This is a genomic window from Paenibacillus sp. FSL H7-0357 (assembly GCF_000758525.1).
Classification (GTDB): Bacteria; Bacillota; Bacilli; order Paenibacillales; family Paenibacillaceae; genus Paenibacillus_AQ.
This window is the reverse complement of the sequence record NZ_CP009241.1, coordinates 6,513,378-6,539,063: the sequence shown is the minus strand read 5'-3', so window position 1 is coordinate 6,539,063 and position 25,686 is coordinate 6,513,378. Positions and strand designations below refer to the sequence as shown.

Annotated in this window: 24 protein-coding genes and 1 pseudogene; 19 read left to right on the top strand and 6 right to left on the bottom strand. The window is 50.4% G+C overall.

Annotated elements, in window-relative coordinates; genetic code table 11:
* Positions 1 to 6 precede the first annotated feature (6 nt).
* The 16 genes and pseudogenes from H70357_RS28795 to H70357_RS28720 all read left to right on the top strand — a co-directional run bounded on the left by H70357_RS28795 (position 7) and on the right by H70357_RS28720 (position 17,594).
* Positions 7 to 1,833: a cache domain-containing sensor histidine kinase gene (locus H70357_RS28795; RefSeq protein ID WP_038596435.1), complete on the top strand. Its 1,827-nt coding sequence runs from the start codon at positions 7 to 9 to the stop codon at positions 1,831 to 1,833.
* Positions 1,830 to 3,368, top strand: coding sequence for a response regulator transcription factor (locus H70357_RS28790; protein WP_038596433.1), 1,539 nt, complete (start codon positions 1,830 to 1,832; stop codon positions 3,366 to 3,368). Before H70357_RS28795 ends, H70357_RS28790 begins: the two co-directional genes overlap by 4 nt.
* Positions 3,369 to 3,482: 114 nt before the next feature.
* Positions 3,483 to 5,183, top strand: coding sequence for a type 2 periplasmic-binding domain-containing protein (locus H70357_RS28785; protein WP_038596431.1), 1,701 nt, complete (start codon positions 3,483 to 3,485; stop codon positions 5,181 to 5,183).
* 74 nt (positions 5,184 to 5,257) lie between these two features.
* Complete coding sequence (locus tag H70357_RS28780; protein ID WP_038596429.1) at positions 5,258 to 6,229, top strand: ABC transporter permease; 972 nt, start codon at positions 5,258 to 5,260, stop codon at positions 6,227 to 6,229.
* A gap of 2 nt (positions 6,230 to 6,231) precedes the next feature.
* A complete protein-coding gene (locus H70357_RS28775; protein ID WP_081965987.1) occupies positions 6,232 to 7,191 on the top strand; it encodes a carbohydrate ABC transporter permease in 960 nt (319 codons plus the stop codon).
* A gap of 41 nt (positions 7,192 to 7,232) precedes the next feature.
* A complete protein-coding gene (locus H70357_RS28770; protein WP_038596427.1) occupies positions 7,233 to 8,771 on the top strand; it encodes a glycoside hydrolase family 43 protein in 1,539 nt (512 codons plus the stop codon).
* A 49-nt stretch (positions 8,772 to 8,820) separates the two neighbouring features.
* Positions 8,821 to 9,228: pseudogene (locus H70357_RS28765) on the top strand (endo-1,4-beta-xylanase); the annotation flags it as partial.
* 235 nt (positions 9,229 to 9,463) lie between these two features.
* Positions 9,464 to 10,630, top strand: a complete 1,167-nt coding sequence (locus tag H70357_RS28760) for a sensor histidine kinase (protein WP_038596425.1) — start codon at positions 9,464 to 9,466, stop codon at positions 10,628 to 10,630.
* Between the two features lie 27 nt (positions 10,631 to 10,657).
* A complete protein-coding gene (locus tag H70357_RS28755; RefSeq protein WP_081966265.1) occupies positions 10,658 to 11,311 on the top strand; it encodes a response regulator transcription factor in 654 nt (217 codons plus the stop codon).
* A 204-nt stretch (positions 11,312 to 11,515) separates the two neighbouring features.
* Positions 11,516 to 12,451 (top strand): ABC transporter ATP-binding protein, encoded by a 936-nt coding sequence (locus H70357_RS28750; RefSeq protein WP_038596421.1) that lies wholly within the window; start codon positions 11,516 to 11,518, stop codon positions 12,449 to 12,451.
* A gap of 11 nt (positions 12,452 to 12,462) precedes the next feature.
* Entirely contained in the window at positions 12,463 to 13,731 is a 1,269-nt protein-coding gene (locus H70357_RS28745) for an ABC transporter permease (protein ID WP_038596419.1), read from the top strand.
* Positions 13,685 to 14,845: an ABC transporter permease gene (locus tag H70357_RS28740; protein ID WP_038596417.1), complete on the top strand. Its 1,161-nt coding sequence runs from the start codon at positions 13,685 to 13,687 to the stop codon at positions 14,843 to 14,845. The genes H70357_RS28745 and H70357_RS28740 overlap by 47 nt, the downstream gene beginning before the upstream one ends.
* A 34-nt stretch (positions 14,846 to 14,879) precedes the next feature.
* Entirely contained in the window at positions 14,880 to 15,059 is a 180-nt protein-coding gene (locus H70357_RS28735) for a hypothetical protein (protein ID WP_038596415.1), read from the top strand.
* Positions 15,060 to 15,291: 232 nt separating this feature from the next.
* Positions 15,292 to 16,053, top strand: coding sequence for a methionine ABC transporter ATP-binding protein (locus H70357_RS28730; protein ID WP_081965983.1), 762 nt, complete (start codon positions 15,292 to 15,294; stop codon positions 16,051 to 16,053).
* A complete protein-coding gene (locus tag H70357_RS28725; protein ID WP_038596413.1) occupies positions 16,046 to 16,708 on the top strand; it encodes a methionine ABC transporter permease in 663 nt (220 codons plus the stop codon). The genes H70357_RS28730 and H70357_RS28725 overlap by 8 nt, the downstream gene beginning before the upstream one ends.
* A 61-nt stretch (positions 16,709 to 16,769) precedes the next feature.
* Complete coding sequence (locus H70357_RS28720) at positions 16,770 to 17,594, top strand: MetQ/NlpA family ABC transporter substrate-binding protein (protein WP_038596411.1); 825 nt, start codon at positions 16,770 to 16,772, stop codon at positions 17,592 to 17,594.
* A gap of 172 nt (positions 17,595 to 17,766) precedes the next feature.
* Here the strand turns inward: H70357_RS28720 and H70357_RS28715 are convergent, their stop codons facing one another.
* The 6 genes from H70357_RS28715 to H70357_RS28690 form a co-directional block, all read right to left on the bottom strand.
* Entirely contained in the window at positions 17,767 to 18,651 is an 885-nt protein-coding gene (locus tag H70357_RS28715; protein ID WP_038596409.1) for a metallophosphoesterase family protein, read from the bottom strand.
* 66 nt (positions 18,652 to 18,717) lie between these two features.
* Positions 18,718 to 19,059 carry a DMT family transporter gene (locus H70357_RS28710; RefSeq protein WP_038596407.1) on the bottom strand — a complete coding sequence of 114 codons (342 nt, stop codon included), beginning with the start codon at positions 19,057 to 19,059 and terminating at the stop codon, positions 18,718 to 18,720.
* Positions 19,056 to 19,841 carry an HAD family hydrolase gene (locus H70357_RS28705; protein WP_038596405.1) on the bottom strand — a complete coding sequence of 262 codons (786 nt, stop codon included), beginning with the start codon at positions 19,839 to 19,841 and terminating at the stop codon, positions 19,056 to 19,058. The genes H70357_RS28710 and H70357_RS28705 overlap by 4 nt, the downstream gene beginning before the upstream one ends.
* A gap of 105 nt (positions 19,842 to 19,946) precedes the next feature.
* On the bottom strand, positions 19,947 to 21,293 hold the full coding sequence (locus tag H70357_RS28700) for an ABC transporter substrate-binding protein (RefSeq protein WP_038596403.1): 1,347 nt from the start codon (positions 21,291 to 21,293) through the stop codon (positions 19,947 to 19,949).
* Positions 21,294 to 21,326: 33 nt separating this feature from the next.
* Complete coding sequence (locus H70357_RS28695) at positions 21,327 to 22,169, bottom strand: carbohydrate ABC transporter permease (protein ID WP_052092313.1); 843 nt, start codon at positions 22,167 to 22,169, stop codon at positions 21,327 to 21,329.
* A 32-nt stretch (positions 22,170 to 22,201) separates the two neighbouring features.
* The gene (locus H70357_RS28690; protein WP_052092706.1) at positions 22,202 to 23,083 is read right to left on the bottom strand and encodes a carbohydrate ABC transporter permease; all 882 of its coding nucleotides are present in this window, start codon (positions 23,081 to 23,083) and stop codon (positions 22,202 to 22,204) included.
* Positions 23,084 to 23,304: 221 nt separating this feature from the next.
* On the opposite strand from H70357_RS28690, the gene H70357_RS28685 reads away from it, so the two are divergent.
* The 3 genes from H70357_RS28685 to yedA all read left to right on the top strand — a co-directional run bounded on the left by H70357_RS28685 (position 23,305) and on the right by yedA (position 25,679).
* Positions 23,305 to 23,871, top strand: coding sequence for a GbsR/MarR family transcriptional regulator (locus tag H70357_RS28685; protein ID WP_038596401.1), 567 nt, complete (start codon positions 23,305 to 23,307; stop codon positions 23,869 to 23,871).
* A 601-nt stretch (positions 23,872 to 24,472) separates the two neighbouring features.
* On the top strand, positions 24,473 to 24,691 hold the full coding sequence (locus tag H70357_RS28680) for an Lrp/AsnC family transcriptional regulator (protein ID WP_197073622.1): 219 nt from the start codon (positions 24,473 to 24,475) through the stop codon (positions 24,689 to 24,691).
* Between the two features lie 16 nt (positions 24,692 to 24,707).
* Positions 24,708 to 25,679 carry a drug/metabolite exporter YedA gene (gene yedA / locus H70357_RS28675; protein ID WP_038596399.1) on the top strand — a complete coding sequence of 324 codons (972 nt, stop codon included), beginning with the start codon at positions 24,708 to 24,710 and terminating at the stop codon, positions 25,677 to 25,679.
* Positions 25,680 to 25,686: the final 7 nt, after the last annotated feature.

The following is a 25,686-nucleotide window of genomic DNA, read 5'->3' as shown; positions in this document are numbered from 1 at the left end:
TGAGGCATGAAAACCAAAAAAGTAAGAAGATTCGGAAATATCGTCAACGACATTCCCCTGAATTATAAGTTCATCCTCATTTACATCGTGGGTGTGCTGTTGCCGATTATGGTGATTAATCTGGTCTTTCTGGACCGTATCTCGGATTTGATCAAATCAAGGGAGCAGCAGAACCTGGAGATTTCTTTGGAGCGGGCGCGAAAGGACGTTCATGATTTTATCGAAGGTGGCGTAGCTGTCAGCTACACGCTGTCTGCGGATAAGAGTCTGTATGAAATGCTGGACCGGACGTATAAGGACTCGATTGATTTTTACAATACCTATGATGAGCAGCTGCGGGACCGGCTCAACAGCTATATGCCGGTGAATAATCAGATCGAGCGGATCAGTGTGTTCACCAATAATACATCGATTGTGTCCGGCGGCAACTATCAGATCATGAACCAGAAGGTCCGGAAAAGCGAATGGTACAAGCAGGCGAGTGCATCGGGCAACCGGGTTATTGTCACCGCTTACAGGACTAGCGAGAACGAGCTCCGCACCTCGTCCATTCCCACACTTAGTGTAGTTGAGCAGATGGACAATTACAGCTCACTGAATAAATTTGATAAGCTGCTGCGGATTGATCTGGATCTTAGTGAAATTTACGACATCATTGTGAGGGAAAAAGACTATCTGAGCCTATACCTGGTCAACGAGCAGAATCAGATCGTCATGTCAGCGGACGGCGGTTACCAGCGGGTGAAAGATGAGCCGTATCCGCTGTTCAAACAGCTCGATGACGGCCAGCAGGAGGACGTTCATGTTGTGGCTGTAGGCACAGCCAACTACCTCAAGGGCTGGAGAATTATCGGAATTACCCAGGGAGAGCGGCTTACCCAGGCCATTCTGGATATGCAGCTGTATGCGGCAGTTCTGGCGACAACAGTCACCCTGCTGACCTCCTGCTTTATCTACGTGATGTTAAGATCCTATAATTACCGCGTAAAACGGCTGTCCAGACATATGCAGAAGGTATCGAACGAAAAGTTTGAGCTGATCCGCATCGACGAGGGCCGGGATGAGATCGGCGGCCTGATCCATAATTTCAACCGGATGACCTCCAGGATCAATTCGTTGATTAATGATGTGTATAAGCTGGAGATTCAGAGCAAGAATCTGGAGATGGAGCGGGTCAGGGCGGAGCTCAATTTCCTGCAAAGCCAGATGAACCCGCATTTTCTGTTCAATACCTTAAATGCAATTCTTGTTGTCTGCACCAAAAACAACTACTCCGATGTGACAGATATTGTGAAGAGCTTGTCGAAGCTGTTGCGCAGGCTGCTCAGCTGGAAAGAGGATGTGGTGTCGGTGCAGGAGGAAATGTCGTTTATTGAGATGTATCTGAAGATTGAAAAGTTCAGGTTCAGGGATAAATTTGACTATCAGTTTGACATTGATGAGCAGGCGCTGCGGTACAAGATTCCGAAGCTGAGCATGCAGCCGCTTGTGGAGAATTCCTGCAAGCACGGCCTGCAGACCATAGAGGGGCTTGGCATTATTAGGGTGAAGGCAGCGGTTCAGGATAACCGCCTGCAGATCACGGTTTCGGATAACGGCAAAGGGATGGAGGCCGCGAAGCTGAAAGAGCTGCTGTCCGCGATCTCCACGGAGGACTCCTTTGGAGCGAACATCGGACTCCGCAACGTGTACCGCAGGTTGGAGCTGAATTATGCGGATCAGGTCCGCTTTGAGATTGTCAGTGCACCGAACCAGGGGACGGTAGTTGCCTTCGGTATCCCGCTTAAGCTGCTTGAACAAATTAGTCCGCCGGGAAATGAGGGGAACCCATGAAGTATAAAGTGCTGTTGATCGATGATGAACCGAGTGCCCTGGAGGGTATGCTGCTATGGATTGATTGGCAGGAGCTGGGGTTCGAGGTGTGCGGAACCAGCAGCAATGGCAGGGAAGGGCTGCAGCAGATGAAAGAGCTAGAGCCGGATCTGGTCATTACGGATGTGAATATGCCGCTGCTGAACGGGCTGGAGATGATTGCCGCCTGGCAGCGGGCGGGCCAAAGAGAGATTAAATTTGCCATACTGAGCGGCTACAGCGAGTTCGAATATGCCCAGACAGCTATCCGGTACGGCATTAACCATTATCTGCTCAAACCGGTATTTCCGGAAGAGGCGGCGGAGGAATTGCGGGAAATACACCAGGAGCTGAAGCAGGAGACCCGCAGCCGGATGATGAATCTGATCGCGACGTCGGAGGAGAGCAGCACTCTTATTAAGGAACTGCTGAATGAAAATCCGGTAGACAAGACCTATACTGCGCTGTATGCCAGGCTGTCGGAGGGTATCAGCTACTGGAACCTGTGCCTGATTCAAAGTGCGCCGGAAATGTACGCAGAGGTAAGAGAAAAGGCGGCATCCCTGCTGACCGGGAAAGCTGTGATGTATTTGATTGATCTGGATGCGGGAAGCTTCGGCATTGTGTATGGGAGTTCCCCGCATGCCGTGGAGGGCGACGGCATTCATGAGCTGACGCTTGCCTTGCGGGAGGCGTACCCTGGCCAGCCCTTATTTATTGCGTGTGGAGACCATGAAGAATCCTTGTGCTATATAGCGAACTGTTACCGGACGGCCAAAGAAGCGCTTATGCATTACTTCTACCAGCCGGAGAATCCCGGATTGTTGGCCTATCGGGAGATCCGTGAACAGACATTCAGCTATCACTATGATCCTATCCGGCTGATCGATGCTTTGCTCAGCCCGGTCAATACATTGGATATTGCCGGTTACCGCCAGGCTGTGGATGAGGCAGCCCGCGGCTTTCGGGAGAAGCGGGTCGCCCCGGAGGTAGTGAAGAAGTTTGCAATTCATATTATGTACCGCATACAGGAGCTGACCCCTGAAGCTGGCGGAGAACACGGGGAGAATGCGGCCAAGGCCTTTAAGCTTCCTGAAATTCAGCATTCCATGATGAGTTTGAGCGGGCTAATGGACCACCTGCGGACCTTCGGCGAGAGCAGTATTGAACTGCTTCTGCAGGAGCAGGACAAGTGCTCGCACGGGATCGTGCGGGAGATCAATCAGTATATCCAGCAGCATTACCGTGAAAGCCTGAGTATTCAGAAGCTGGCAGAAGTCTTTTTCCTGCACCCGGTTTATCTGGGACAGCTGCTAATGAAGAAGAACGGAATCAACTTCAATGAGCAGCTTCATAACCTGCGGATCGCGGAGTCCACGGTGCTGCTGCGTGAGCATAAATTAAAGCTTTCAGAAATTGCCGAGCAGGTGGGCTATGCCAATTATGGACAGTTTCTGAAGCAATTTGAGAAGAAAATGCATATGGGACCGAATGAATACCGGAATGCAAAGTTCTAAACTTTTTGGGGATACACCTTTAATTCAGTCGTATTTTACAGGCATTATCACCTCTATAATTTATAAATGTAAGTGCTTACAAGATGCGGCGTCAAAAAATTATGGAGGTGCTTTATGGGGGGCAAGTCTAAAACAACGTTTAAGTTTTCCCTGATTATGCTGTTATCCCTGAGCTTTACCCTCGCCGGATGCGGCGGGAACAACAACACCAAGAACAACGCTAAAGCGGAAGAGACCGGTGGAGCACAAACTACGGCGGCTGCAACTACGGGCGACAAAGTCGAGCCGTTCAACATCAGCATCTTCCTCGGCGAAGCCGGACAGCAGCCGACGCCGGACAATAAGATTTACAAGAAAATCAAAGAAGAAACGGGTGCCAGCTTCAATTTTGAATTTTTGGCGGGCGACATCAACCAGAAGCTGGGTGTTATGATTGCCGGCCAGGATTACCCGGATATGATGACGGGCAATACGAAGCTGACGGCTGCAGGCGCCTACATTCCGCTTGAAGATTTGATTGAACAATACGCACCAAATTTGAAAGCGCATTACGCCGATTACTGGAACATGATGAAAGACCCGAATGACGGACATATTTATATCCTGCCAAATTACGGGGTGTACAACGGTAAGGTCAATAGTGCCTATTACTCGGGTCCTGCCTTCTGGATTCAAAAGGCAATTCTCAAGGAGTTCGGTTATCCAAAGGTCAAGACGCTTGATGAATATTTCGATCTGATCGAAAAATATAAGGAGAAATATCCAAAGATTGACGGAAGCCCGACCATCGGGTTCGAAATTCTTAACTCTGACTGGAGAAACTGGGGTCTGTTCAATGCGCCGCAGCATCTGATCGGTCATCCGAACGATGGCGGTGTAGTTGTAAATGACGGCGTGGCCGAAATTTTTGCAGACAAAGATTATGCCAAGCAATACTACCAGAAACTGAACGAAGTCAACCAGAAGGGCCTGATTGACAAAGAGACCTTTGTTCAGAACTATGACCAGTATATGGCGAAGCTGTCCAGCGGTACGGTTCTGGGGATGTTTGACCAGCACTGGAACTTTGGCTCTGCCGAAGAATCGCTGACCACGCAGAATAAAATCGAGCGTACTTACGTAGGTCTTCCGCTTGTATACGATAAGGCTACTAAAGACTACTATCGCGATAGAGCGGCTTTGAACCTGAACAACGGCTTCGGTATCAGCATCAACGCTAAAGATCCGGTGAAGATTATCAAACTGCTGGATACACTGATCAGCGAAGACTGGCAGAAGACGTTTGCCTGGGGGATTGAAGGCAAGGATTACATCGTGAACGAGAAAGGCCGCTTCATGAGAACACAGGAGCAGCGCGATAAAGCTACAGATGCGACATGGCAGCTTGCCAACAAGGCCAAATCGCTGTACAGCTGGATGCCTAAAATCGAGGGCAGCTTCAACGACGGCAATGCCACCGGCGTTTCCGAGCAGCCTGAAGAATATCAAGCCGGCTTAAAACCTTTTGACAAGGAGTTCCTGGATGCTTATGGCTTTAACAGCTATGTCGATTTCTTCAGCGAACCCCCTGCTAACCCTGTCTATTACCCGGCCTGGTCCATCGATTTGGTGGAAGGCTCGGATGCTAAAATCGCCAACACCAAGCTGAATGAATTGTCGACAAAGTTCCTGCCTAAAGCCATCCTTGCCAGCCCGGCAGAATTTGATTCCGTCTGGGGCGATTATGTCGGAGAGGTTAAGAAGGCTAATGTAAAGGCTTATGAAGACAAGATCAATGAGCAGATAAAATGGAGAATTGATAACTGGAGTAAATAACGAAGCAAAGGTGGGGGGCCGGTTCCGGCCTTCCACCTGCTAAATTAAAATGATTGAGTGGGGAGACAACTACTATGGATGAGACCCTAGAAATAGATACCGTCGTCCGGCATCCCAAGAAAAAGAAGAAGAAGCGGCCCGTCACCTGGTCGTTGATCAAAAGCCAGAATCAGCTCATATGGATGTCTGTACCTCTAATGCTCTATATTATTCTTTTTGCCTATGTCCCCGTCTGGGGCTGGACAATGGCTTTCCAGAATTACAAGCCGGCCAAGTCCTTCAGCGAACAGGAATGGGTAGGATTGAAGCAATTCAAGTTTCTGTTTACCGATGATAATTTCCTCCGGGTGCTGCGCAATACATTGGCGATGGGGATTATCAATCTTGTGCTTGGTTTTGTTACGGCCATCGTACTCGCGCTGCTGCTGAATGAAATCAAGAAGGTGTTCTGGAAAAGAACCGTGCAGACGATTTCCTATCTGCCGCACTTTTTGTCCTGGATTATTGTTACCGGCATTGTGGCCACCTCGCTGTCCATCAATGACGGGATTGTCAACATCGTTCTAATGAAGCTGCATCTGATTAAAGAGCCGATTCTATGGCTCAGTGAAGGCAAGTATTTCTGGGGAATAGTAGGCGCCTCGCATGTATGGAAGGAAGTCGGCTGGAATACGATTATTTATCTCGCGGCCATTGCTTCCATTGATCCAGCACTTTATGAAGCCGCCGAAATTGACGGCGCGAACCGCTACAAGAAAATGATGTTTGTAACTTTGCCTGGTATTAAAGCAACGATCGTAATTCTGATGATTATGTCCATAGGGCATGTCCTGGAAGCGGGCTTTGAGGTTCAGTACCTGCTCGGCAACGGGCTTGTTGTGGACTGGGCGGAAACGATAGATATATTCGTGCTTAAATACGGGCTTGCCCAAGGGAATTATTCACTCGCGACTGCTGGCGGGATTTTCAAAACCGTCGTCAGCGTAACATTGCTGCTTATGGCTAACGGAATTTCTAAGCGGCTTGGGGAAGAGAGGCTGTTATAACCATGGATAACCGACAAATTAGCCCTCAGAAAAAAGCAGGCTTCACGATGAAAAAGAGCTTAGGCACCGGCAGGCTTGAACCGATTCTATTCACTTCGTTCAATACGGTCTTTATGATCTGCCTGGTGCTTGTGACATTATATCCGTTCCTTAATACCATTGCTGTTTCGTTCAACGCGGGCAATGATACGATCCGCGGCGGCATTTACTTATGGCCGAGAGTCTGGACTGTTCAGAACTACAAGGCAATCTTTGCCTCGGGGACGATTTATGACGCATTTCTGATATCAGTGGCGCGCACAGTGATTTCAACGATTCTAAACATTTTCCTGACGACCATGCTTGCCTACACATTAAGCCGGAGGGAATATGTATTCCGCAAGCCGATTACTGTGATCTTTGTACTCACCATGTATTTCAGTGCCGGTTTGATTCCAGGGTATTTCCTGATCAAGGATCTGCACCTGCTGAACAGCTTCTGGGTATATATTCTCCCGTCCATGATCAGCGCATTTAATATGATCGTCATCCGTACGTACATCGGCACGATTCCGGAAAGTCTGCTGGAATCGGCGAGAATCGACGGTGCAGGGGATTTCAGAATTTTCATGAAGGTTGTTTTCCCTTTGTGCAAACCGGTGCTCGCTACCATTGCCCTGTTTGTGGCTGTCGGCGCATGGAACTCCTGGTTTGATGCCTTTATCTATACCTCTTCCAGACAGAATCTTAGTACCCTGCAATATGAGCTGATGAAGCTGTTATCTTCAACGATGAATTCCAACAGCAATCCGAACGTTTCCGCCGGGGTAGGGATGGATCAGGAATCGGCCAGAGCGTTGGTGACGCCGTTGTCGATCCGGGCCGCTATTACCGTAGTGGCTTCGGTACCTATCTTGCTCGTCTATCCATTCATGCAGAAATATTTTGTTGTGGGCCTGAATGTGGGCAGTGTGAAGGAATAACGCAATCATAATTACTGATACAGAAAGGTTGTCTGCAGGCTATGAACCCGTCTTCAACACAATACTCGAACCCGGTTCTTCCGGGCTTCTATCCCGATCCGAGCATAACCCGGGCTGGGGAAGATTATTATCTGGTGTGCAGCTCCTTTGAATATTTTCCGGGAGTGCCGATTTTTCACAGCCGGGATCTGATTCAATGGAAACAGATCGGCCATGTGCTGGACCGGATCAGCCAGCTGGATATCCGCGGCTGCGGCAGCTCCGACGGCATTTATGCACCGACGATCCGCTATCATGAAGGAACCTTCTACATGATTACAACGGATGTGCGGGGAAGAGGCAACTTTTACGTTACAGCAACCGATCCTGCGGGGCCCTGGTCAGATCCGATCAGTGTCCCGTTCGGGGGGATCGACCCTTCCTTGATGTTTGACGAGGATGGCAAAGTTTATGTGACCACTCAGCAGGGAGCTAATTATGATTCCCATGTCATCCAATATGAGATTAATATCACTACGGGAGAGGCGTTGACCGAACCGGTTGTGATCTGGACCGGCGACGGCGGGCCTTGGACGGAAGGGCCGCATTTATACAAGATAAACGGATTGTATTATATTATGGCTGCCTCAGGCGGGACGGCCAAGGAACACCGTGAGATTATCGGGCGCAGCAGTTCTCCGTACGGGCCGTTCGAGCGGCTGCCGCAGCCCATTCTGACACACAGAGGGATCGATCATCCGATTCAGTATTTGGGCCATGCCGATCTGATTGAGGGGCCGGACGGGAACTGGTGGGCTGTCTTTCTGGGTGTGAGGCTTGGAGAACACGGCTACGGGGTGCTCGGACGGGAGACATATCTTGCACCGGTGCACTGGAATGAAGACGGCTGGCCGATGATTGATAATAATGAAGGAACAGTTGAGCTGGAGATGAACGTGGCGCGTCCGTCAAAAGGTTCGCCGCAGCCTGTTGAATATAACGGGCGGCATGAATTTGCAGACAGCGTACTACCGTATGCACTGACCTTTCTGCGCAATCCGGCAGAGGGCAGCTGGTCTTTGCAGGCACGTCCGGGCTGGCTGGCGCTTCGCGGACAGCCGGGAAGTCTGAACGAGATCGGCCAGGTGGCTTTCGCCGGCAGAAGGCAGCAGCATGTGGCTGCGGAATGGAGCACGCTGCTGGAGCTGGATAGCGGGGCGGACGGTGAAGAAGCCGGTCTATGCGCCCGTATGAATGAGCAGGCGCATTATGAAATAGGCCTGGCACAAAAAGACGGCCAAAGAGTGATATCCGCCTATTTGACGGTGAAAGGACATACACAGCTTGCGGGGGAGGTTCCTGCCCCAACCGGCAAAGCCTACCTGAAAATTGCAGCCGATGCTGCCGAATATTATCTTCTCTATTCCTTGGACGGTGAGAAATGGACCAAGCTGGCTTCGGGAGCTGCCTATGCCTTGTCGCCGCAGGCGGTAGAAGGCAACGGTTTTACCGGTGTCGTAATCGGCCTGTACGCTACAGGCCATGGCAAAACAGCGGAAGCGACGGCTTACTTCGACTGGTTTGATTACCGCTCATTCTAGGCTAACAAAACTTAAGTCTATGCTAACAAAACTTTTAGGAGGGCAACTCATGAGGGGCATTAACAGCTTTACCGAGCCTGCGCTGAAGGCAGTGTTCACGGATCATTTCAAGATTGGAGCGGCGGTGAATCCGCGGACGATAGTGTCGCAGGAACATTTGCTTGCCTACCATTTTAATAGCATTACCGCAGAGAACGAAATGAAATTTGAGAGCTTGCATCCGGCAGAGGATGTGTATGATTTCAGTGGGGCGGACAAGCTGGTTGCCTTTGCCCGGAAGCATCAGCTGGAGATGCGCGGCCATACCCTGGTCTGGCATAATCAGACGACCGACTGGCTGTTCCAGGACAAGGCGGGGAGTCCGGTAAGTAAGGAGACGCTGCTGGCCCGGTTGAAGTCGCATATTGATACGGTTGTCGGACGTTACAGAAATGATATTTATGCCTGGGACCTGCTTATAACCGGCTTGCTGTACGGAACAGCTGAGACTGGAGCATGAGAGAAGGCAGACGAAACCATGATTACGGCTGGAGGAGTTTCGGCGCAGAATTCAACTAAGGCATTTCCCCCCAGTTGGGCGTTTTAGGGCCGCTGCACTGCTGTATTCAATTTTGCAATACTCTCCAAGTGCGGTAAGTCCCGTCAGCCCGAAACTGTGTATGCTATACTGTGGCTAAAGAGGTGGGTCGGCCATGGAAAGCTTTACGGGCAAAGGTGTCCGAGTGTTTGCGGAGAAAATAATCAGAGTGTTCGCCGTATTATCCGTATTCGCTGTGCTGCTTAAAGATTATGCCGCTGATCCCGGATCAGCGGTATTTTTGGCGTGTTTTGCTTTGCTGCTGCTAATCAATGATTATGCCAGAAGCAGATACTTATCCGTAGCGGGGACGCTGTGGTCTTTTTCTTTTGTGTTGAGCAATTTATGCGCTGGTTTTTTGCTGTGGAAAGTGTATTGTACCGGAACACAGCTTTATATCATTATTTTGCTTGTGGAGCTCATCGTGGGTACGCGGAAGGTACCTGTGCCTCTTTTGCTGTTGCATATGGGGATTTTCAGCGCTTCTCTGGCAGCCGGTCATACCGCAATAAAATACATAATAACTTCCTATGCAATCATGTTCGCCATTGTCTACCTATTCAGGAATGCTATGATTGAGAAGGCCAGAACACAAGTGCTGAATCAGGAACTGGAGAAGGCTAATTTGGCGCTGAAACAGTATTCAGTAACGGTCAGAGAGCTGACGCTGAGCAAAGAAAGAACAAGGATTGCCCAGGAGCTGCACGATTCATTGGGGCATTATCTGACTGCATTAAATATGCATCTAGAATTCGCCCACAAAGCTGTAGACCTGGAAACGGACAAAATCAGGAGTGTTGTTGGCCAATCCTACCAGCTGTCAAGAGAATGTATGGTGCAGCTCAGACAGGCTGTGCTGCTGCTGAATGAGGAGCATCACGTACAGGAGCAGGAGCTTTCACTCCGGCGCCAGCTCCTTAACCTCTTCGCCCATTTCCAAGCGGCCGGGCAAACCCGGTTTGAACTCAATATGGATGAGGACATAGAAGCTGTGAACTTCGAAATTAAAGACTGCATTTATAAAACGGTTCAGGAATCAATCACTAATGGAATCAAACATGGGAAAGCCACACTTTTCTCCCTGGCCATTCATAAAAATCCCCGGCAGATTTCATTGCTTATTGCTAACAACGGAACGGGATGCAGGGAGGTTATCAAGTCGAACGGAATTCAGGGGATCGAACAGCGGATTCACGCTTTGGGCGGTACCGTTCAATTTGATTCTAATCAGGATTCAGGTTTTAAAGTGCAGGCGAATATTCCTAAAATGGTTGATTTCTAGCATAGGCAAGGAGGAGCAGCAGTTATGGTGAGTATTATAATTGCAGACGATCAACTGATTGTCAGGGAAGGCTTGAAAATGGTTTTGAGCCTTCAAGCGGATGCAAAGGTAATCGGAGAGGCAGCAAATGGACAGGAACTACTCCGGCTGCTGGCCGATTACTCTCCTGACGTGATTTTGATGGATATCAAAATGCCGCTGATGAATGGGATTGAGGCGACCAAAGCTGTGAAAGAGGGGTATCCGGGGGTTAAAGTAATCATCCTTACTACTTTTAATGACAGGGAGTTTATCCTTGCCGGGCTTAAGCATGGAGCGGATGGATACATCCTTAAGGATTCGGCTTCAGAGGATATCATGGCGGCCATTCGATCGGCCTGCGAGGGTAACATTATGCTGAATCCGCAGATTACCCGGGAATTGGTGGACGCCCTTAACTCGGCGGGGACGATTCATAGTTTGCCAACGGAGAATAGAACTCCCACTGTCTCCCCCTGGCTCACGCCAAGAGAGCTTGAGGTGGCCAAGGGGATTATGGAGGGAAAAAGCAACAAAACCATCAGCAACGAGCTGTTTATTACAGAAGGCACGGTAAAAAACTATGTTTCCAGAATGCTTAACAAACTTGAATTAAACAACAGAACCGAATTGACCCTGTATTTGCAGAAGCTTAATATATAACTCCGCATGATCACCCGTTTTTCAGGAGAGAGGGGCTGTTTTGTCTCCTCCTGACCTTCCTTCCTCTAACCTATATGACTAAAGTAATACTGAAATTGCTTACTAAAGCAACCCCTTGATTGGGGACTTAAGTGAATATCCCTGTTCGAAGCGTGGCGATAAAATGATAACAGAGTAAGAGTTATCGCAAAGGGGACCACGCTGATGCTTGAACTGAACCATGTGACGAAGAAATATAAGGATTTTACGGCTGTAAAGGATATTTCGTTAAATGTGCAAAGCGGTGAAAGGTTCGGCTTGCTCGGACCGAATGGTGCAGGCAAATCAACAATGGTGTCGATGATAAGCACTGTGCTAAGGCCAACCGCAGGGACGATCACTGTCGATCACAAACCGCTCAGCGGAAAGCCCAGAGAGATCAAGAAAATAATGGGGATTGTACCGCAGGATTTGGCGTTGTACCAGGCGTTAAGCACGAAGGACAACCTGGAGTTCTTTGGCAGTCTATATGGACTTTACGGCAGCAGATTGAAGAGCAGAACCGAGGAAGTTCTGGACATCATTGGACTCAAAGAACGAAGAAACCAGGCGGTGTCCGAGCTGTCGGGAGGAATGAAACGCCGGGTCAATATCGGTGCCGCGTTGATGAATGATCCTAAATTGCTCGTACTAGATGAACCTACGGTAGGGATCGACCCCCAGTCCAGGCATCATATTCTGGAAACGGTAAAGAAATTAAACCAGGACAGAGGCATGACGGTTATCTATACCAGCCACTACATGGAAGAAGTGGAGTATCTGTGCAAGCGGCTTGCGATAATCGACCATGGTTCCCTTATTGCGCTGGGGAGCAAAGAGGAGCTCAAGCTGAACTTGAAGGCCTGCGATACGCTGACGGTGGATTATAGTGAAGGAAATGAAGCAGCATTGGGCCAGCTCGAGCAAATCTCCGGTGTCACCAAGGCAGCCGTGGAAGGCAAACATATTAGTATGCTTGTCTCTACCGGGGAGAGAAGTGTGATTGACATTGTTGATGATATTAGGAACCTGGGCATCCGGCTAACCGGATTCAAGTACGAAGAGATGAATCTTGAAAGCCTTTTTCTCCAAATTACAGGCAAAGCCTTAAGAGAGGAGTAGAAGGTGATGTCATGCGAAAACTGATCACATTATTTTTACTGGATTTCCGGTTGCTGACCAAAAATAAATGGTTCTATCTGAAGCTGATTTTGTTTCCTTCTCTACTGATTCTCATTCTGGGTACGGCATTCGGCGGATCAGACTCCAGTGTGAAGGCGTTTGACGTTGCTTTTTATAATGCGGATAAAAACGTTGCTGCTCAAGGGAGCCCGCTGGCCTTGGGGAAATCCTTAAAGAATGTTTTTATGCGGGAAGATCTGCGGAAAGTCATACATTTGCAGGAAGCGGCCAGCTATGACGAAGGCAAAAAAAGAGTCGAAGACGGTCATGCCGCTGTTTTTATATATGTGCCGGATAACTTTACTTATGCTGCAATAAAGCAGGAGGCGGCGAACCTTGTTGTGATCGGAGAATCTTCCAAAACGCTCCAAACGGCAATCGTGAGGACTATACTGGAGCAGTTCTGTGAGCAGCTCAACCTGTTAAATGAAGAGAAGTCTGCGGTTCTCCAGTTCTCAAACGGCGGTAACGGCCTTCCGCAAGCCCAAATCGCGGAGCTTCAGAGCCATATATTCAATTTCAGCGGCCGTTCCCCGGATATCCCGACGGTTTCAACGCAAAAGGATGCGGTGCCGGTAGATGCGATACAGTATTACTCCATTGCCATGGTAGTTATGTTTTCGATTATGACGGCCTTTGTGCTGGTGCACAGTATCGTAGATGAGCGGCAAAACCATACTTTGTTCAGAATACGTTCAACGCCTGCTTGGGATGTGCAGTATGTTGTAGGCAAATTGAGCGGAATTATACTGGCGATTGTATTGCAAATGTCTTGCGTAATTCTCATCAGCTGGCTGGTGTTCGCAATGAGCTGGGGCCAGCCCCTTGAGCTTTTAATGGTAACGGTTGTGTATGCTTTTGCCATAGGAAGTCTTGTGCTGCTCTGGGGATTTATTGCCAAAGACCATACGACTGTGTCCAGCTTGGCTTCACCTGTGCTGTATATTTTCAGTTTTTTGGGCGGAAGTTTTGTCAGTAGAAGCGAATTGCCGGAAAGTCTGCGGACCGTTCAGAGGCTGCTTCCCAACGGAAAAGCAATTAATGCGTACCTCAGTATCAGCCAAAATAACGGACTTGCCGGATCGGATAAAGATTTGCTGGAGCTGATAGGGCTGGGAGTCATCTGTATTATCGTATGCATTAGTCAATACAGTGGGAGAAGGTGGAGTTTTCGTGCAATTTATCATCATGCTGAAACATCAGCTGAAACAGATATTTAGCAATCGAATAGCCGTTTTGGCGATGATGGGTCTTCCACTAATTCTAACGTATCTGTTCTCGTTCTCCACAGGCAGCATGCCGGATACTATATATGCTGCAGATGATGATCACAGCATCTACTCCAAGCAATTATTAGAGCTGATTAATCAGCAGAGCGGCTTGCGGGTGATTAATACGGATGTGAAGAGCATTAAGAATAAGGTGAACGCGCAGGATATTCCTTTTGGATTTGTGATCGGGCAGGATTTCAGCAGCATGTTGCTGTCAGGACAGGAGCTTCCCCTCAGCTTTGTGCAAAATGAGGAGAACGGCGAGGGGGCGCTGCTGAAAGAGATCATCGCCGGTGAAGCTGGCACAATTCGTAAAGTAGTCAATGACTCGGAGTATATGTCCGGCCATTTACAGCTGAATGCTGATTCTATGTCCAGATATTTATTTACAGCATTAAAAGGTGCTTCGAAACCGAGCATTAATGTGCAGACTCTGAACAGCGGTGAAGAGGGAGAGAACAAAACTGCTGCCGAAAGGTTTACAGGCTTTATGGCGATGTTCATTTGGTTTGTGGTCGTTCAGGGCTTAAGATCGCTGGTCGACGAAAAAGAAAACAAAACCGTAAACCGGCTATTGAGCACACCCGTCAGCTATATGAAATATCTGCTCTCAAAAATGGCTGCAGCGTTTTTATTTGGCATTATTTATATTTCAGTCATACTGCTCTCAGGAAAATATCTGCTGAGAATAAACATGATAAATCATAATCTGCCTGTTCTCGTTATGCTGCTTGCCATGTATTTATTTGCCTTAATCGGATTAACCATGCTAATCCTTCCATTTATGAAGAGCCAGAAGCAGTTTACCTCCTCAGCTTCCATTATTGTCGCGGTTACCGGGATGCTGGGGGGTTCCTTCTTCTCCATGCAACTCGCTCCTAAGGTTATGAGGACTATCGGTAAATTCACACCCGAGGCATGGGTTATCCAAGTAACATCCGTTATGAATATCCGGGACGGTTCGATAGGTTCAGCAGTTATCGCCCTTGCCGGGATTGGATTCTTGGGACTGGCCGGAGCTTATGTATTTATGCGCAAAGAGCTTAGAGGATTAGAGGGATGATTATAATCATAACGGTGAGTGGGAAGTGATAATATTGGGCATTACAGAGCTTGCAGGAATCATCGAGCTGCTCGCAGGTCTCATCATCAATGTATGGATTGGAGCGTTTGGGAGAATCATCTTTAAAAAGGATGACAAAATCTCCAGAGTTGTACTGAGAATCTTGGGTGTGTTCTTGCTGATTAACGGGATCTCAAGAGCCTTTCATGTCTGAAGTTCGCGTCCTCCTGACCGGGAGGATTTTTTGTTTGTTAATTTCTACTTCTGCGGGCATGTTTTTCTTCCATGCCGCTGATATATCATTTTGAGAAAAATGATGACACAGACGACAAAATACCTTATTATTTAAAGAGATTTTTAATGAAACAGATTTTAAATAATTATAGTACACTGTTTGAGGCGATAAAAGGCTATAGTATAGGCGTTCTGGAGAGGGGGGCTTACATATTCTATCGCTGAGTGGGGTGAGTAAAAGCTTCAAGTTGAAGGAAGGCAGCTATCATGCTGTCCGGCAGGTATCGCTTGAGGTGAAGACAGGAGCTGTCCATGGCATCATCGGGGCCAGCGGGGCCGGCAAATCGACGCTGCTCCGGCTGATCAATCTGCTGGAGCGGCCGGATGAGGGGAATGTTACGGTTGACGGCAAGAAGCTTACCGGAATGGCGGAAAAGGCTCTGCGTGAGGAGAGGCAGAAGATCGGTATGATCTTCCAGCAGTTTAATCTGCTCGGCAATGCTACAGTCAGCCGGAATGTCGCCATTCCGCTGGAGCTGGCCGGTATGCCGCGGAGCGAACGGATGAAGCGGGTGGAGGAATGCCTGCAATTCGTCGGACTTGCGGACAAGGCGGAGCAGTATCCCGCCCAGCTCAGCGGCGGGCAGCGGCAGCGGGTAGCCATCGCCCGGGCGCTGGCGAACAGCCCGAAGCTGCTGCTCTGCGATGAGCCGACCTCGGCGCTTGATCCGGGAACAACGGCGGATATACTTGCTGTGCTGAAAGAGATTAACAGCACACTCGGCGTCACGATTGTTATCGTCACCCATGAGCTGGATGTTGTCCGCAGCATCTGCAGTGATGTATCTGTGATGGAAGAGGGCAGAATCGTGGATTCCTTCTCCCGCGGGGAGATTGGTTTTACAGCGCCTGTCGGCTATACCGGTTCCTACCGTGAGCAAATTACCGGCAAAGCGGGGGAAGCCTATGTTTGAGGATATGCTGAAATACCAGGATCAAATGTGGCAATCAATAGGGGAAACCTTTGTAATGGTAGGCATTTCGGTAGGTGCAGCCGTACTGCTGGGGCTCCCGCTGGGAACGCTGCTTTATTTTTGCCGCAAAGGCCAGCTGTATGAGAATCAGCTGCTGTCTCTTGTCCTCAACAGCATCGTCAACGTTGTCCGTTCGTTTCCGTTCCTGCTGCTTGTTGTGGCGCTGATTCCCGTCACCCGCTTCCTCGTGGGGTCGGCGATTGGTACGGTAGCGGCTACTGTGCCGTTGTCTATTGTTGCAATTGCCTATTACTCGCGGCTGGTAGAACAATCGCTGCTGGAGGTTCCGAAGGGGACGATTGAAGCGGCCTTATCTATGGGAGCTTCAAAGGTTTCGCTGATTTTCAAGTTTCTTTATGTGGAGGCCCGTTCCGGTCTGGTGCTTGGATTGACTGCTTCTACGATTAGCTTTATTTCGTTCTCGACTGTAATGGGCGTTGTCGGCGGGGGCGGAGTAGGCGATTTCGCCATCCGTTACGGGTACCAGCGCTTCGAGACGGAAGTGATGATCTATGCGATTGTCGTGATGATTGTGCTCGTGCAGGTGATTCAATTTACAGGCAGCACTGCGGCGAGACTGCTGGATAAACGCTGAGGAATTTGCAAGCATCTATGACCTTGAAATCAAAATATAAAGTTGGGGGTTAGTTAAACTCATGAAAAAAACAATGCTATTCGCGCTTACACTGCTTGTGTTGATCGTTGCCGGTTGTGGAAATAACAAGGAGAATGCAGAGGCACCCGCTGCAGACAGCAAGGAGCCTGTAAAGATTAAAGTGGCTTCGCTGATTCCGCCGATGACGGATATTCTTGATATTGTGAAACCGCTGCTGCTGGAAGACGGTGTGGATATGGAGGTTGTGGTGCTGTCCGACAATGTGCAGCCGAACGAAGCGCTGGCGAACAAAGAAGTGGATGCGAACTTCTTCCAGCATGTTCCCTACATGCAGCAGTTTAATGCCAGCAAAGGCTCCAAGCTGGTCGCTGTACAGCCTGTATATGATGCCATTTACGGCGGGTATTCCAAACGTTACAAGGCGATCAGCGAACTGCCGGAAGGTGCAACACTGGTAATGGCCAACGACCCGTCGAACATTGGACGTTCCCTGCAAATGTTCGCGGACGCTGGACTCATCAAGCTTAAGGAAGGCGTAGGCATTAAGGCTACACAGGCTGACATCACCGAAAATGCCAAGAACTACAAGTTCGAGGAAGTGGACCTGCTGATGCTGGCCCGGATGCTGGACGACGCCGATCTGGTAGCGATGACTCCGGCTTATGCCAGTCCGCTGGGCCTGACGCCGAAGAAGGATGCACTGATTACAGAACGCGAAGATTCCGAATTCACCATCACCCTGGTAGCACGCGAAGACAACCAGGCTTCGGATGCCATCCAAAAGCTGGCGAAGCGCATCAGCGGACCTGAAGTGAAGAAATTCCTTGAAGATAACTATGCGGAGATTGCTTTGCCTGCGTTTTGAGGCAAGGTAGCCGCAGCAAGCTCTGCAGTGTTTTAATCCGGCCCAGCGACTATTGATATTAATGGTATGATGCCGACATGCAAAAGCAGCCTTCACCACTAACGGGAGAAGGCTGCTTTTTGTTATAGCTGTTTTGTCAATGTAACCGGATGTTCCGGGCATCGCCAAGGTATTAGCTGCGTACATTTAAGGACGTAACCACCTCGTACTGCGCCGATTCAATCCAGCTCCCCGTAGTGAAATCCCGTCCCTTTATAAGGACTTTGTCGGTATAGACTTCCACATAATACCCTTGGCTGCCGGTCTTGTGTTCATCCGCATTCGTCCAGAGGTAAGCAACCGAAGCACTATTGAACATGGAAGCCGTCTCGCCGTTGCCGGGGTACATCGTGTTGTCGACTTCAAGCTCCCAATGCGTATGGCCTGTAAAAAGAAGTGTCTGAGGATATTTGGACAGGATGGAGCGCAGCTCCTTATCTTGAGTGACGCCATACCACTCTTGTGACTCCAAAGATCCGGCTACAGTGTCCTTCAGCGGCTGATGCAGGAAGAGAAAAACAGGCTGCTCAGGCTTCGAGTGTCCGTCCACCAGTTTTTCCCCAAGCTTACGGTCCAGCCATCGAAGCTGCTCGTCCGACAGTTTACAAAACGTTGGCAGACCTTCCTCTGTTCCCAGGAAAATAAAATGATACCCGCCGATCCAATGGTCATGATAGGGGCCGGGCATTTCCATGCGGGAAGTGTACATTGCCAGGCGGGATTCCCAGTGGCCAAGGCCCACATCATGGTTTCCCAAGGTGTAACGGATCTCCGGGAGTGCTGCCTGATGCAGCTGCAGAATACGGTGGACTTCCTCATATTCTTCCTGGAAGCCATGATCCGTAATGTCGCCAATATGCATAATCCCGCTGCTGCCCTGGGCATGGTGAGCCAGATCCTGCAGCGCCCGCTCGAAATTCAGATTATACTCATGGGATGGATCGGCAGTGACATGGGTATCGGTGATAATTTGGAAAGTAAGCAGCGGCTGTGGTCCGCCTGGTTCATTTGTACTCATTTGCGAGAGAGCCTCCTTGGATTGCATGGTATTAAACTGAATGCAAAGTATATGAATAGAACTTTGTTAATGCCCCTTGGCACTAATGTTCAAGCCCACAATTCCGGCCACAATCACAGTCACCCATAATAGGGAGGACAGTGTCAGCCGCTCCCCGAAATACACCGCCCCCACGACGGAGATCAGGATGATTCCTGCACCTGACCATACCGCATAAGCTACCCCGACCTTGATCGAGGTGAGCGCTACATTCAGCGAGGTGAAGCTGATCCCATAGAACAGGAACATCAGCACGGAGGGCCAGATCCGGGTGAAACCGTGGGATATTTTCATGGAGATGGTTCCCGAGAGCTCGAACAGAATCGCCAGCGCGAGAAAAACCCAGGCCCACACCCCTTCGGCCCTCACCTTGTATTCCTTCCAATACTTAGTTCTGCATAGGACTGCACCAGAGAATCTGCATCCGGCAAAAGACCGCGCACTGATATATCCGCTGCGCCGGCAATCCCGACGGCTAAAGCTGCCCCGGCGGCCTTAGCCATCCGCATATCGCCGTTCGTATCGCCAATCACGGCGGCCTCGGCAGGTTGTACCCCAAGCCGCTCACAGGCGAGCATCGCCATGTCTGGGAACGGCTTGCCCCGCTCGACCTGATCCGTACCGATCACGGCAGAGAAATAATGTTGGATACCGAGCCAGCGGAGGTGATTTTCGGCCGCCGCTGTTTCATCGGCGGTCACTACAGCCAGAGCAATGCCCTTGGCTGTGCAGTCGTCAAGGAACCGGAGCAGGCCGGGAAGCGGGAGCACCGGGCGGCTGCGCTCCAGCATTACATCTGCTTCCTGACGGCAGAGCTCTACCAGTTCCTTGGACTCGGCCCAGGATAAGCCTAGCAGGTAACCCTGCCAGGACAGAATGGCGTAAAGGTCGCTCATCGTCCCCATGGCCAAGGGACCATTCCGGTCATAGTCTGTAATTCTACCCTCAGCATCGTGAACGGTTCCCAGCAGGGAGGCCAGATACTGAACCGGGAATTCGAGGCCGCGTTGTTCCAGCTGCCGGGTGAACTGTCCCAGGAAACACTCGCCCCAGCTTCCCCAGAGGGAAACGAACTGCAGCAGTGTGCCGTCCTTGTCGAACAGAATCGCGGATATGGAATGTTCCCCTTGCGGAGTGATGAGCTCAGGCACGCTGCCGCCCCCTTAGATTTAATAATTCACGTCCTATTTCTCGCTGAAATGGATAGCCTCCTTTTAAGGACGGCGAAGCCGTTTCCACTTGATACGATATACCGCTTATTTTACTTTATCAAGTGCAGCCTGGGCAGTTTGCTGCGCTTCCTTCAGGGCCTCAGCCGCAGGGATATTTTCAATCTGCACCTTGTCCGCAGCAATGGTCAGCGCATCATTGATTTTGCCGCCGGTAGGATCCTGGAAGGGGGCGGAGGCGTGGGACGCCTGCATTAACGGGATTTTGATCTGCGGATTGGTCTCGCTGAAGGAGACGAATGCCGGATCTTCAAGCGCAGACTGGCGGACGGAAATATATCCGGTGTTGATTGACCAGAAGGCGGTATTCTCGGAGTTCGTGAAGTAGGTCAGCCATTTCATCGCTGCCAGCTTCTCGTCATCCCCGGCTTTGGCAGGAATACCGGCCATGATCGCTTGTGCCACAGGCTTGCCTTCGCCAACTCCGGCCCAGCCCGGCTGCTCCATTGCGGAGACGATGCTGAAATCCAGATCACCCTGATCTCCGCTGGAGCCAATATAGCCCGCCGCTTGGCCTTTCATCACATCGTCAATGGTCTTGTACCAGTACTCCCAGCCTTGTCCGCCGGAGTGGATGCGCATGGTCTTGTCCTCGTGAATCCATTTGCGGAACAGATCCCAGGTTTCAATCCACTCCGAAGAGTCGATCGTTACTTTGGTGCCATCCTCGCTAAGAACGCTGCCGCCCTTGCTGAGCACGGCATCAATCATGTTGCCGGAGCCCCACATCGGCTCCCATCCGAAGAAGGTTGTTTTGCCGCCGTCTTTAACGGCCATTTTCCCAGCGGCTGCCGCCAGGTCTTCCCAGGTCTTCAGCTGGCTGGCATCGATGCCGCTTTTCTCAAAAGCATCCTTGCGGTAATACATAATCTGTGTCGTTCCGTACATCGGAAGGAAATACTGCTTGCCGTCAACCTGGCCCTGGTTCAGAAAGGTCTGGACAAAATCCTCTTTATTAAAATCCGGCTGCTGGGTGATCAGCTCATCCATCGGAGAGAAATATCCCTTACGCGCCCAGTCCATATTGGAGGAGAGCACGGCTGCAGGAACCTGTCCGGTAGCAATGGCCGCCTGAAGCTTCTGTTCGGTTTCGCTGTAGTCTGCCTGCACGATGCCTTTGACGATGACCTCCTGCTGCGAGGCGTTGAACTTTTGGATGAGTGATTCCATATTCTCGCCAAGCTTGCCGCCAAGTCCATACCAGAATTCAATGGTTACCGGTTCGCTTTGGGCTGGAGGGGCGTCTGCCGCAGGAGCTGCGGAGGCACCGCCTCCCGCCGTAACGTTGTCCGAAGCGGAATTTCCGCCGCAAGCCGTGAGCACTGTGAATCCGGCAATCATAGATACCGCCGACAACCTTTTAAATACGTTCATCATCATTCTCCTCTTTGTTCAAAAATGTAAGATTCAGCCTTTACTGGAGCCTGCCGTCATATTGACACTTTGCATAATCGTTTTCTGCGCCAGCAGGAAGACAAGCAGCAGCGGGGCGATGGTGAAGGCGCTGGCGGCCATGATCAGCGGCCATTGTAATCCGTATGCACCCCCTTCCACGAAAAAGCTGCGCAGGCCAGCCGAGACTAACTGCAGGTCAGGGTCTTTGGTAATCAGCATCGGCCAGAAATAATTGTTGTACTGATCAATGAAGGTAATCAGCGCCAGCACGGCAAAGGATGACCTCGTAACCGGCACCAGCACCGTCCACAGAATCCGCATATGCGAGGCGCCGTCCACTTCACCGGCCTCCACCAGCTCATGCGATACCTGCAGGAACGCTTGCCGGATCAGAAAGATCGCGAAGATGCTTACAGAGTTGGAGAGAATCAGGCCGCCGTAGGAATTCAGCAGGTGCAGCTCGGACAGCACAAGATAGCCGGGCAGGTAGACCGCTGTAGCCGGAACCATATAACCGAACAGGATCACTCCGGCAAAAAGCCCCTTCAGGCGGAATTTCATATGCGTCAGTGCATAGGCCATCATGCCGGAATTGATGATCTGCAGAATGACGATGGAAGTGGCGACGAAAATGCTGTTGCCCATGTATCTTGCAAACGGGGCCTCATTCCAGGCTGCGGCAAAATTCCCCCAGAGCGGCACTTCAGGCCAGAGTGTAGGCGGGGAACGCCAGATTTCATCATTGGTTTTCAGCGCGCTGGTGACCATCCAGTAGAACGGGAAAGCCATCAGCAGGGCAAGCGTGGCAAAAAAAAGATGACGGGCCGGTCCGCCCAGCCGTGTGAATATACGCAAGCGGTGAGACCTCCTCTTGGAAAATGTACGGATTATTGATAATGGGTCGTCCGTTTGCTGAGGCCAAATGAGAATACCGACAGCAGCATGCAGATGATGACAAGGACAACAGCTACACTGGAAGCCTCTCCAATCTGGAAGGATTCGAAGGCGGACTGATAATACAGATACAGCAGCGTGCGGGTGGAGCCGGAGGGGCCGCCTTGGGTCAGCACGTTGATCTGATCGTAGGCCTGAAGGGCCTGGATAAGCTGCACCACGAATAGAAACAAGGTGGTTGGCGAGATCAGTGGCAGAGTGATGCGAAAGAACTTCTGAGCAGCGCTTGCGCCATCAAGCTCCCCGGCTTCCAGCAGGTCTGAAGGCACATTCCGCAGTGCCACCAGATAAAAGATCATCGCCCAGCCCACGGATTTCCAGATGGTCACCAGGAGGACTCCCACAAGCGCCCATTTGGGGTCCTGCAGCCAGCCGATTTTCCCGAGTCCAAGGAAATCAAGCACCGTATTGGCAAGGCCGACCTCAGGCTCATAGATCCACGACCAGACAATGGATACAGCGACGGTTGGCGTGACCCATGGCGAGAACAGCAGCACCTGATAAAGTGCGGAGCCTTTCAGCTTGCGGTTCATCAGCAGCGCAAGTCCGAGTCCCAGGAGAATGATCGGCAGCACACTGCCCGCACAGAAGAGCGCGGTCACTCTCAGCGCTTTGTAAAAGGCCGGGTTGCTGAAAAGATCGGCATAATTTTGCAGTCCGACAAAAGTTTTCTCCGGGCTCATAAAGTCCCATTCTGTGAAGCTGAGGTACAGCACATACAACAGCGGCGCCAGCCAGAACAGAACGAACGGTACCATCGCCGGCAGCGTGAACAGCACGGGCTTCAAGCCGTTAATAACCTTTGAGCGTGTCATTTTCGTTCCGATACCCCATTCCATCAGCTTGATTTTGCGGTATAATGCAGAGGAAATCTCCTCTGTTCAAAAAAAATTGTACACTCATGAGACAAGCCCGTGGTTAAGCGGAAGTAAACATCGTTCGGAAATTGTGTAAAATTTGCAGAAAACCTGTAACGAAGCTTCAGTATTGTGTAATGTAGAGGGAACGATTCTAAAAAAGAGTGAAGGTGCAGCGAATGAAGCAGGCCGCATTTGGCGAGGACAACGAGCATTTATCACCACGGGAGCAACTGCTGCGACCGATGATTGATGCGATAGCGCAGACGATGGATTTATATGGAGCGAATTTTTCTTACGGGCAGCTATACGGGATTATGTTCTTTGAGGATAAGCCGATGACGCTGGAGGAAATGAAGCAGGTCATGAATATGAGCAAAAGCAATATGAGCTACGGCGTCCGCTCCCTGATCGCTTCCCGGATGGTGACCAAGCTGGACGAGAAACGCGAGCGGAAGGAGCTGTATGTAGCCGAGACTGATTTTTTTCAGGCATTCAAAAACTTCTTCACCCTGAAGCTTCAGCGGGAAATTGATGTCATGCAGGAGGCGATGGGTACGGTGATGCCAGAGCTTCAGGAGCTGATCCAGGCGAAGGACACTCCTGAAGAGGAACGGCAGGCCTGCCAGCGGGATCTGGACAAGCTCCAGCATGCGGGAGAATATTATGCCTGGCTGCAGCGGTTTGTGTCGGGGCTGGAGGAAGGAGAGTTTTTTGGCGGGGCCGGACTGCCCGGCAGGGAGTGAATTCCTGAACTCTGAGTACAGCTTCATCTCTTTGGTTAGTTTGTGTACAGCTCAGAGGTGCCATCTTCCAATTGTAACTGCATTCTATGCAACTAAAAGGGAAGAAATCGGCAATAAAACGGAGCTAATTGTACTTGGTACACCTATCTAAAGCTCATCCTGCTAAAAGGAGTCTATCGTCCTTTTTTAACTGTACAGAATACATCTAAAGCTAAAAATAAACGGTTGCACGGCATTTTTATTGTAGTAAATACATTTATCGGGCCAGCAGCGCTTAAGCCACCCTCATACGGATTCCGTCTTGAGGGTTTTTTGCATGTACAAAAACAGCCTGCAATTCGTTATTTTCAAGGGCAACAATGGCGTTGTTGGATTCCGCTTTGGTCGATTTGTTCCTGGGTTGCTGCAAGGAAGACAGGTACTGTCGTAATCTTGCTCTCCTATTTCACAGGGCTGCATAAGGTGAGCCGAATCATTTATACTGGCGGTATGAGGTGATTGACTGTGGACCCGATATAATTCGAGCGTATCTATGGCTGCGTTGTGCGGAGCGAGCCGACCTATGACAGCGTGTAGTATATAGCGGTGCTGACGACACATATTGCTGTACATCTCGCGGCCCTCGGTACATCAAAGAGTAGGTAAGCTGGAGAAGAACGGAGTCATCAAAGGCTACAAGGGGATTGTGGACTGGGGCAAGCTGGATCAGAAAATCAAAGTCATGATCTCAGTGAAGGTGGTCAGCCAGAGCTTCAAGGAAACGACAGGCAAGATCATCGGCCTTCAAATCCCGGTCTTGAGGCTGTACAAATTTTTATAAGATAGGAAGGTGCAGTATGCTGCAAAAGAATGGAGCTAACGCGATGTATGGGGTTGGCATCGCGTTGTTGTCTGTTTATTTATTTTGGGGAGGAACTTATGTCGGCATGAAGGTCGCGATAGAGACCATGCCGCCCTTTCTGATGGCCGGAATCCGCTTTTTTGTGGCCGGAGCTTTACTCTATGTCATTTCCAGATTAAGCGGTGCTAAGCGCCCGGCAGGACGCGAGTGGCGGTCTTCGGCCATCGTCGGCGCACTGCTGCTGCTTGGAGGCAATGGACTGGTGGCCTGGTCGGAGCAAAGGGTCTCTTCATCTATTGCTTCTCTGATCGTCGCTGCGGTGCCCGTCTGGATGATGCTGTTCGGGTGGTTTGGCCGCAGCGGCAAGCGTCCAAATCCCGGTGTTATTGCCGGGATTGTGCTTGGACTGCTGGGCATCGCCGTTCTGGTCTTCCAGCCGGGGCAGGGAGACAATGGCACTGCAACCGACCTGATCGGCATTATTACCCTGCTGGCAGCTTCCCTTAGTTGGGCGGCAGGTTCCATGTACTCACGCAGCGCCCGGATACCGGATTCTCCGCTGATGTCCACGGCTGCGCAAATGCTGACAGGTGGCGCACTGCTGCTGGTTTTCTCCTTCTTTACCGGCGACTGGTCTAAGATGGACGTACCGGCCATTTCCCTCCGTTCGTACGCAGCTCTGGGTTATCTAATCGTCTTCGGCTCGATTATAGGCTACACGGCCTACATCTGGCTGCTAAAAAACGCCGAACCTACACTGGTTTCGACCTACGCCTTCGTCAATCCGGTAGTTGCCGTGCTGCTTGGCTGGCTGCTGGCAGGCGAACAGATAACCGTGAACACCCTGACCGCTGCCGTTATTATTATCGCTGCTGTAATTTTGGTGACCGTTTTCCGCGGCAGGCCGCAGAAGGCAAGCACTCAAGCAGCGCTTGATATGCAAAATCAGCAGCAATCGATACACTGAGGACATC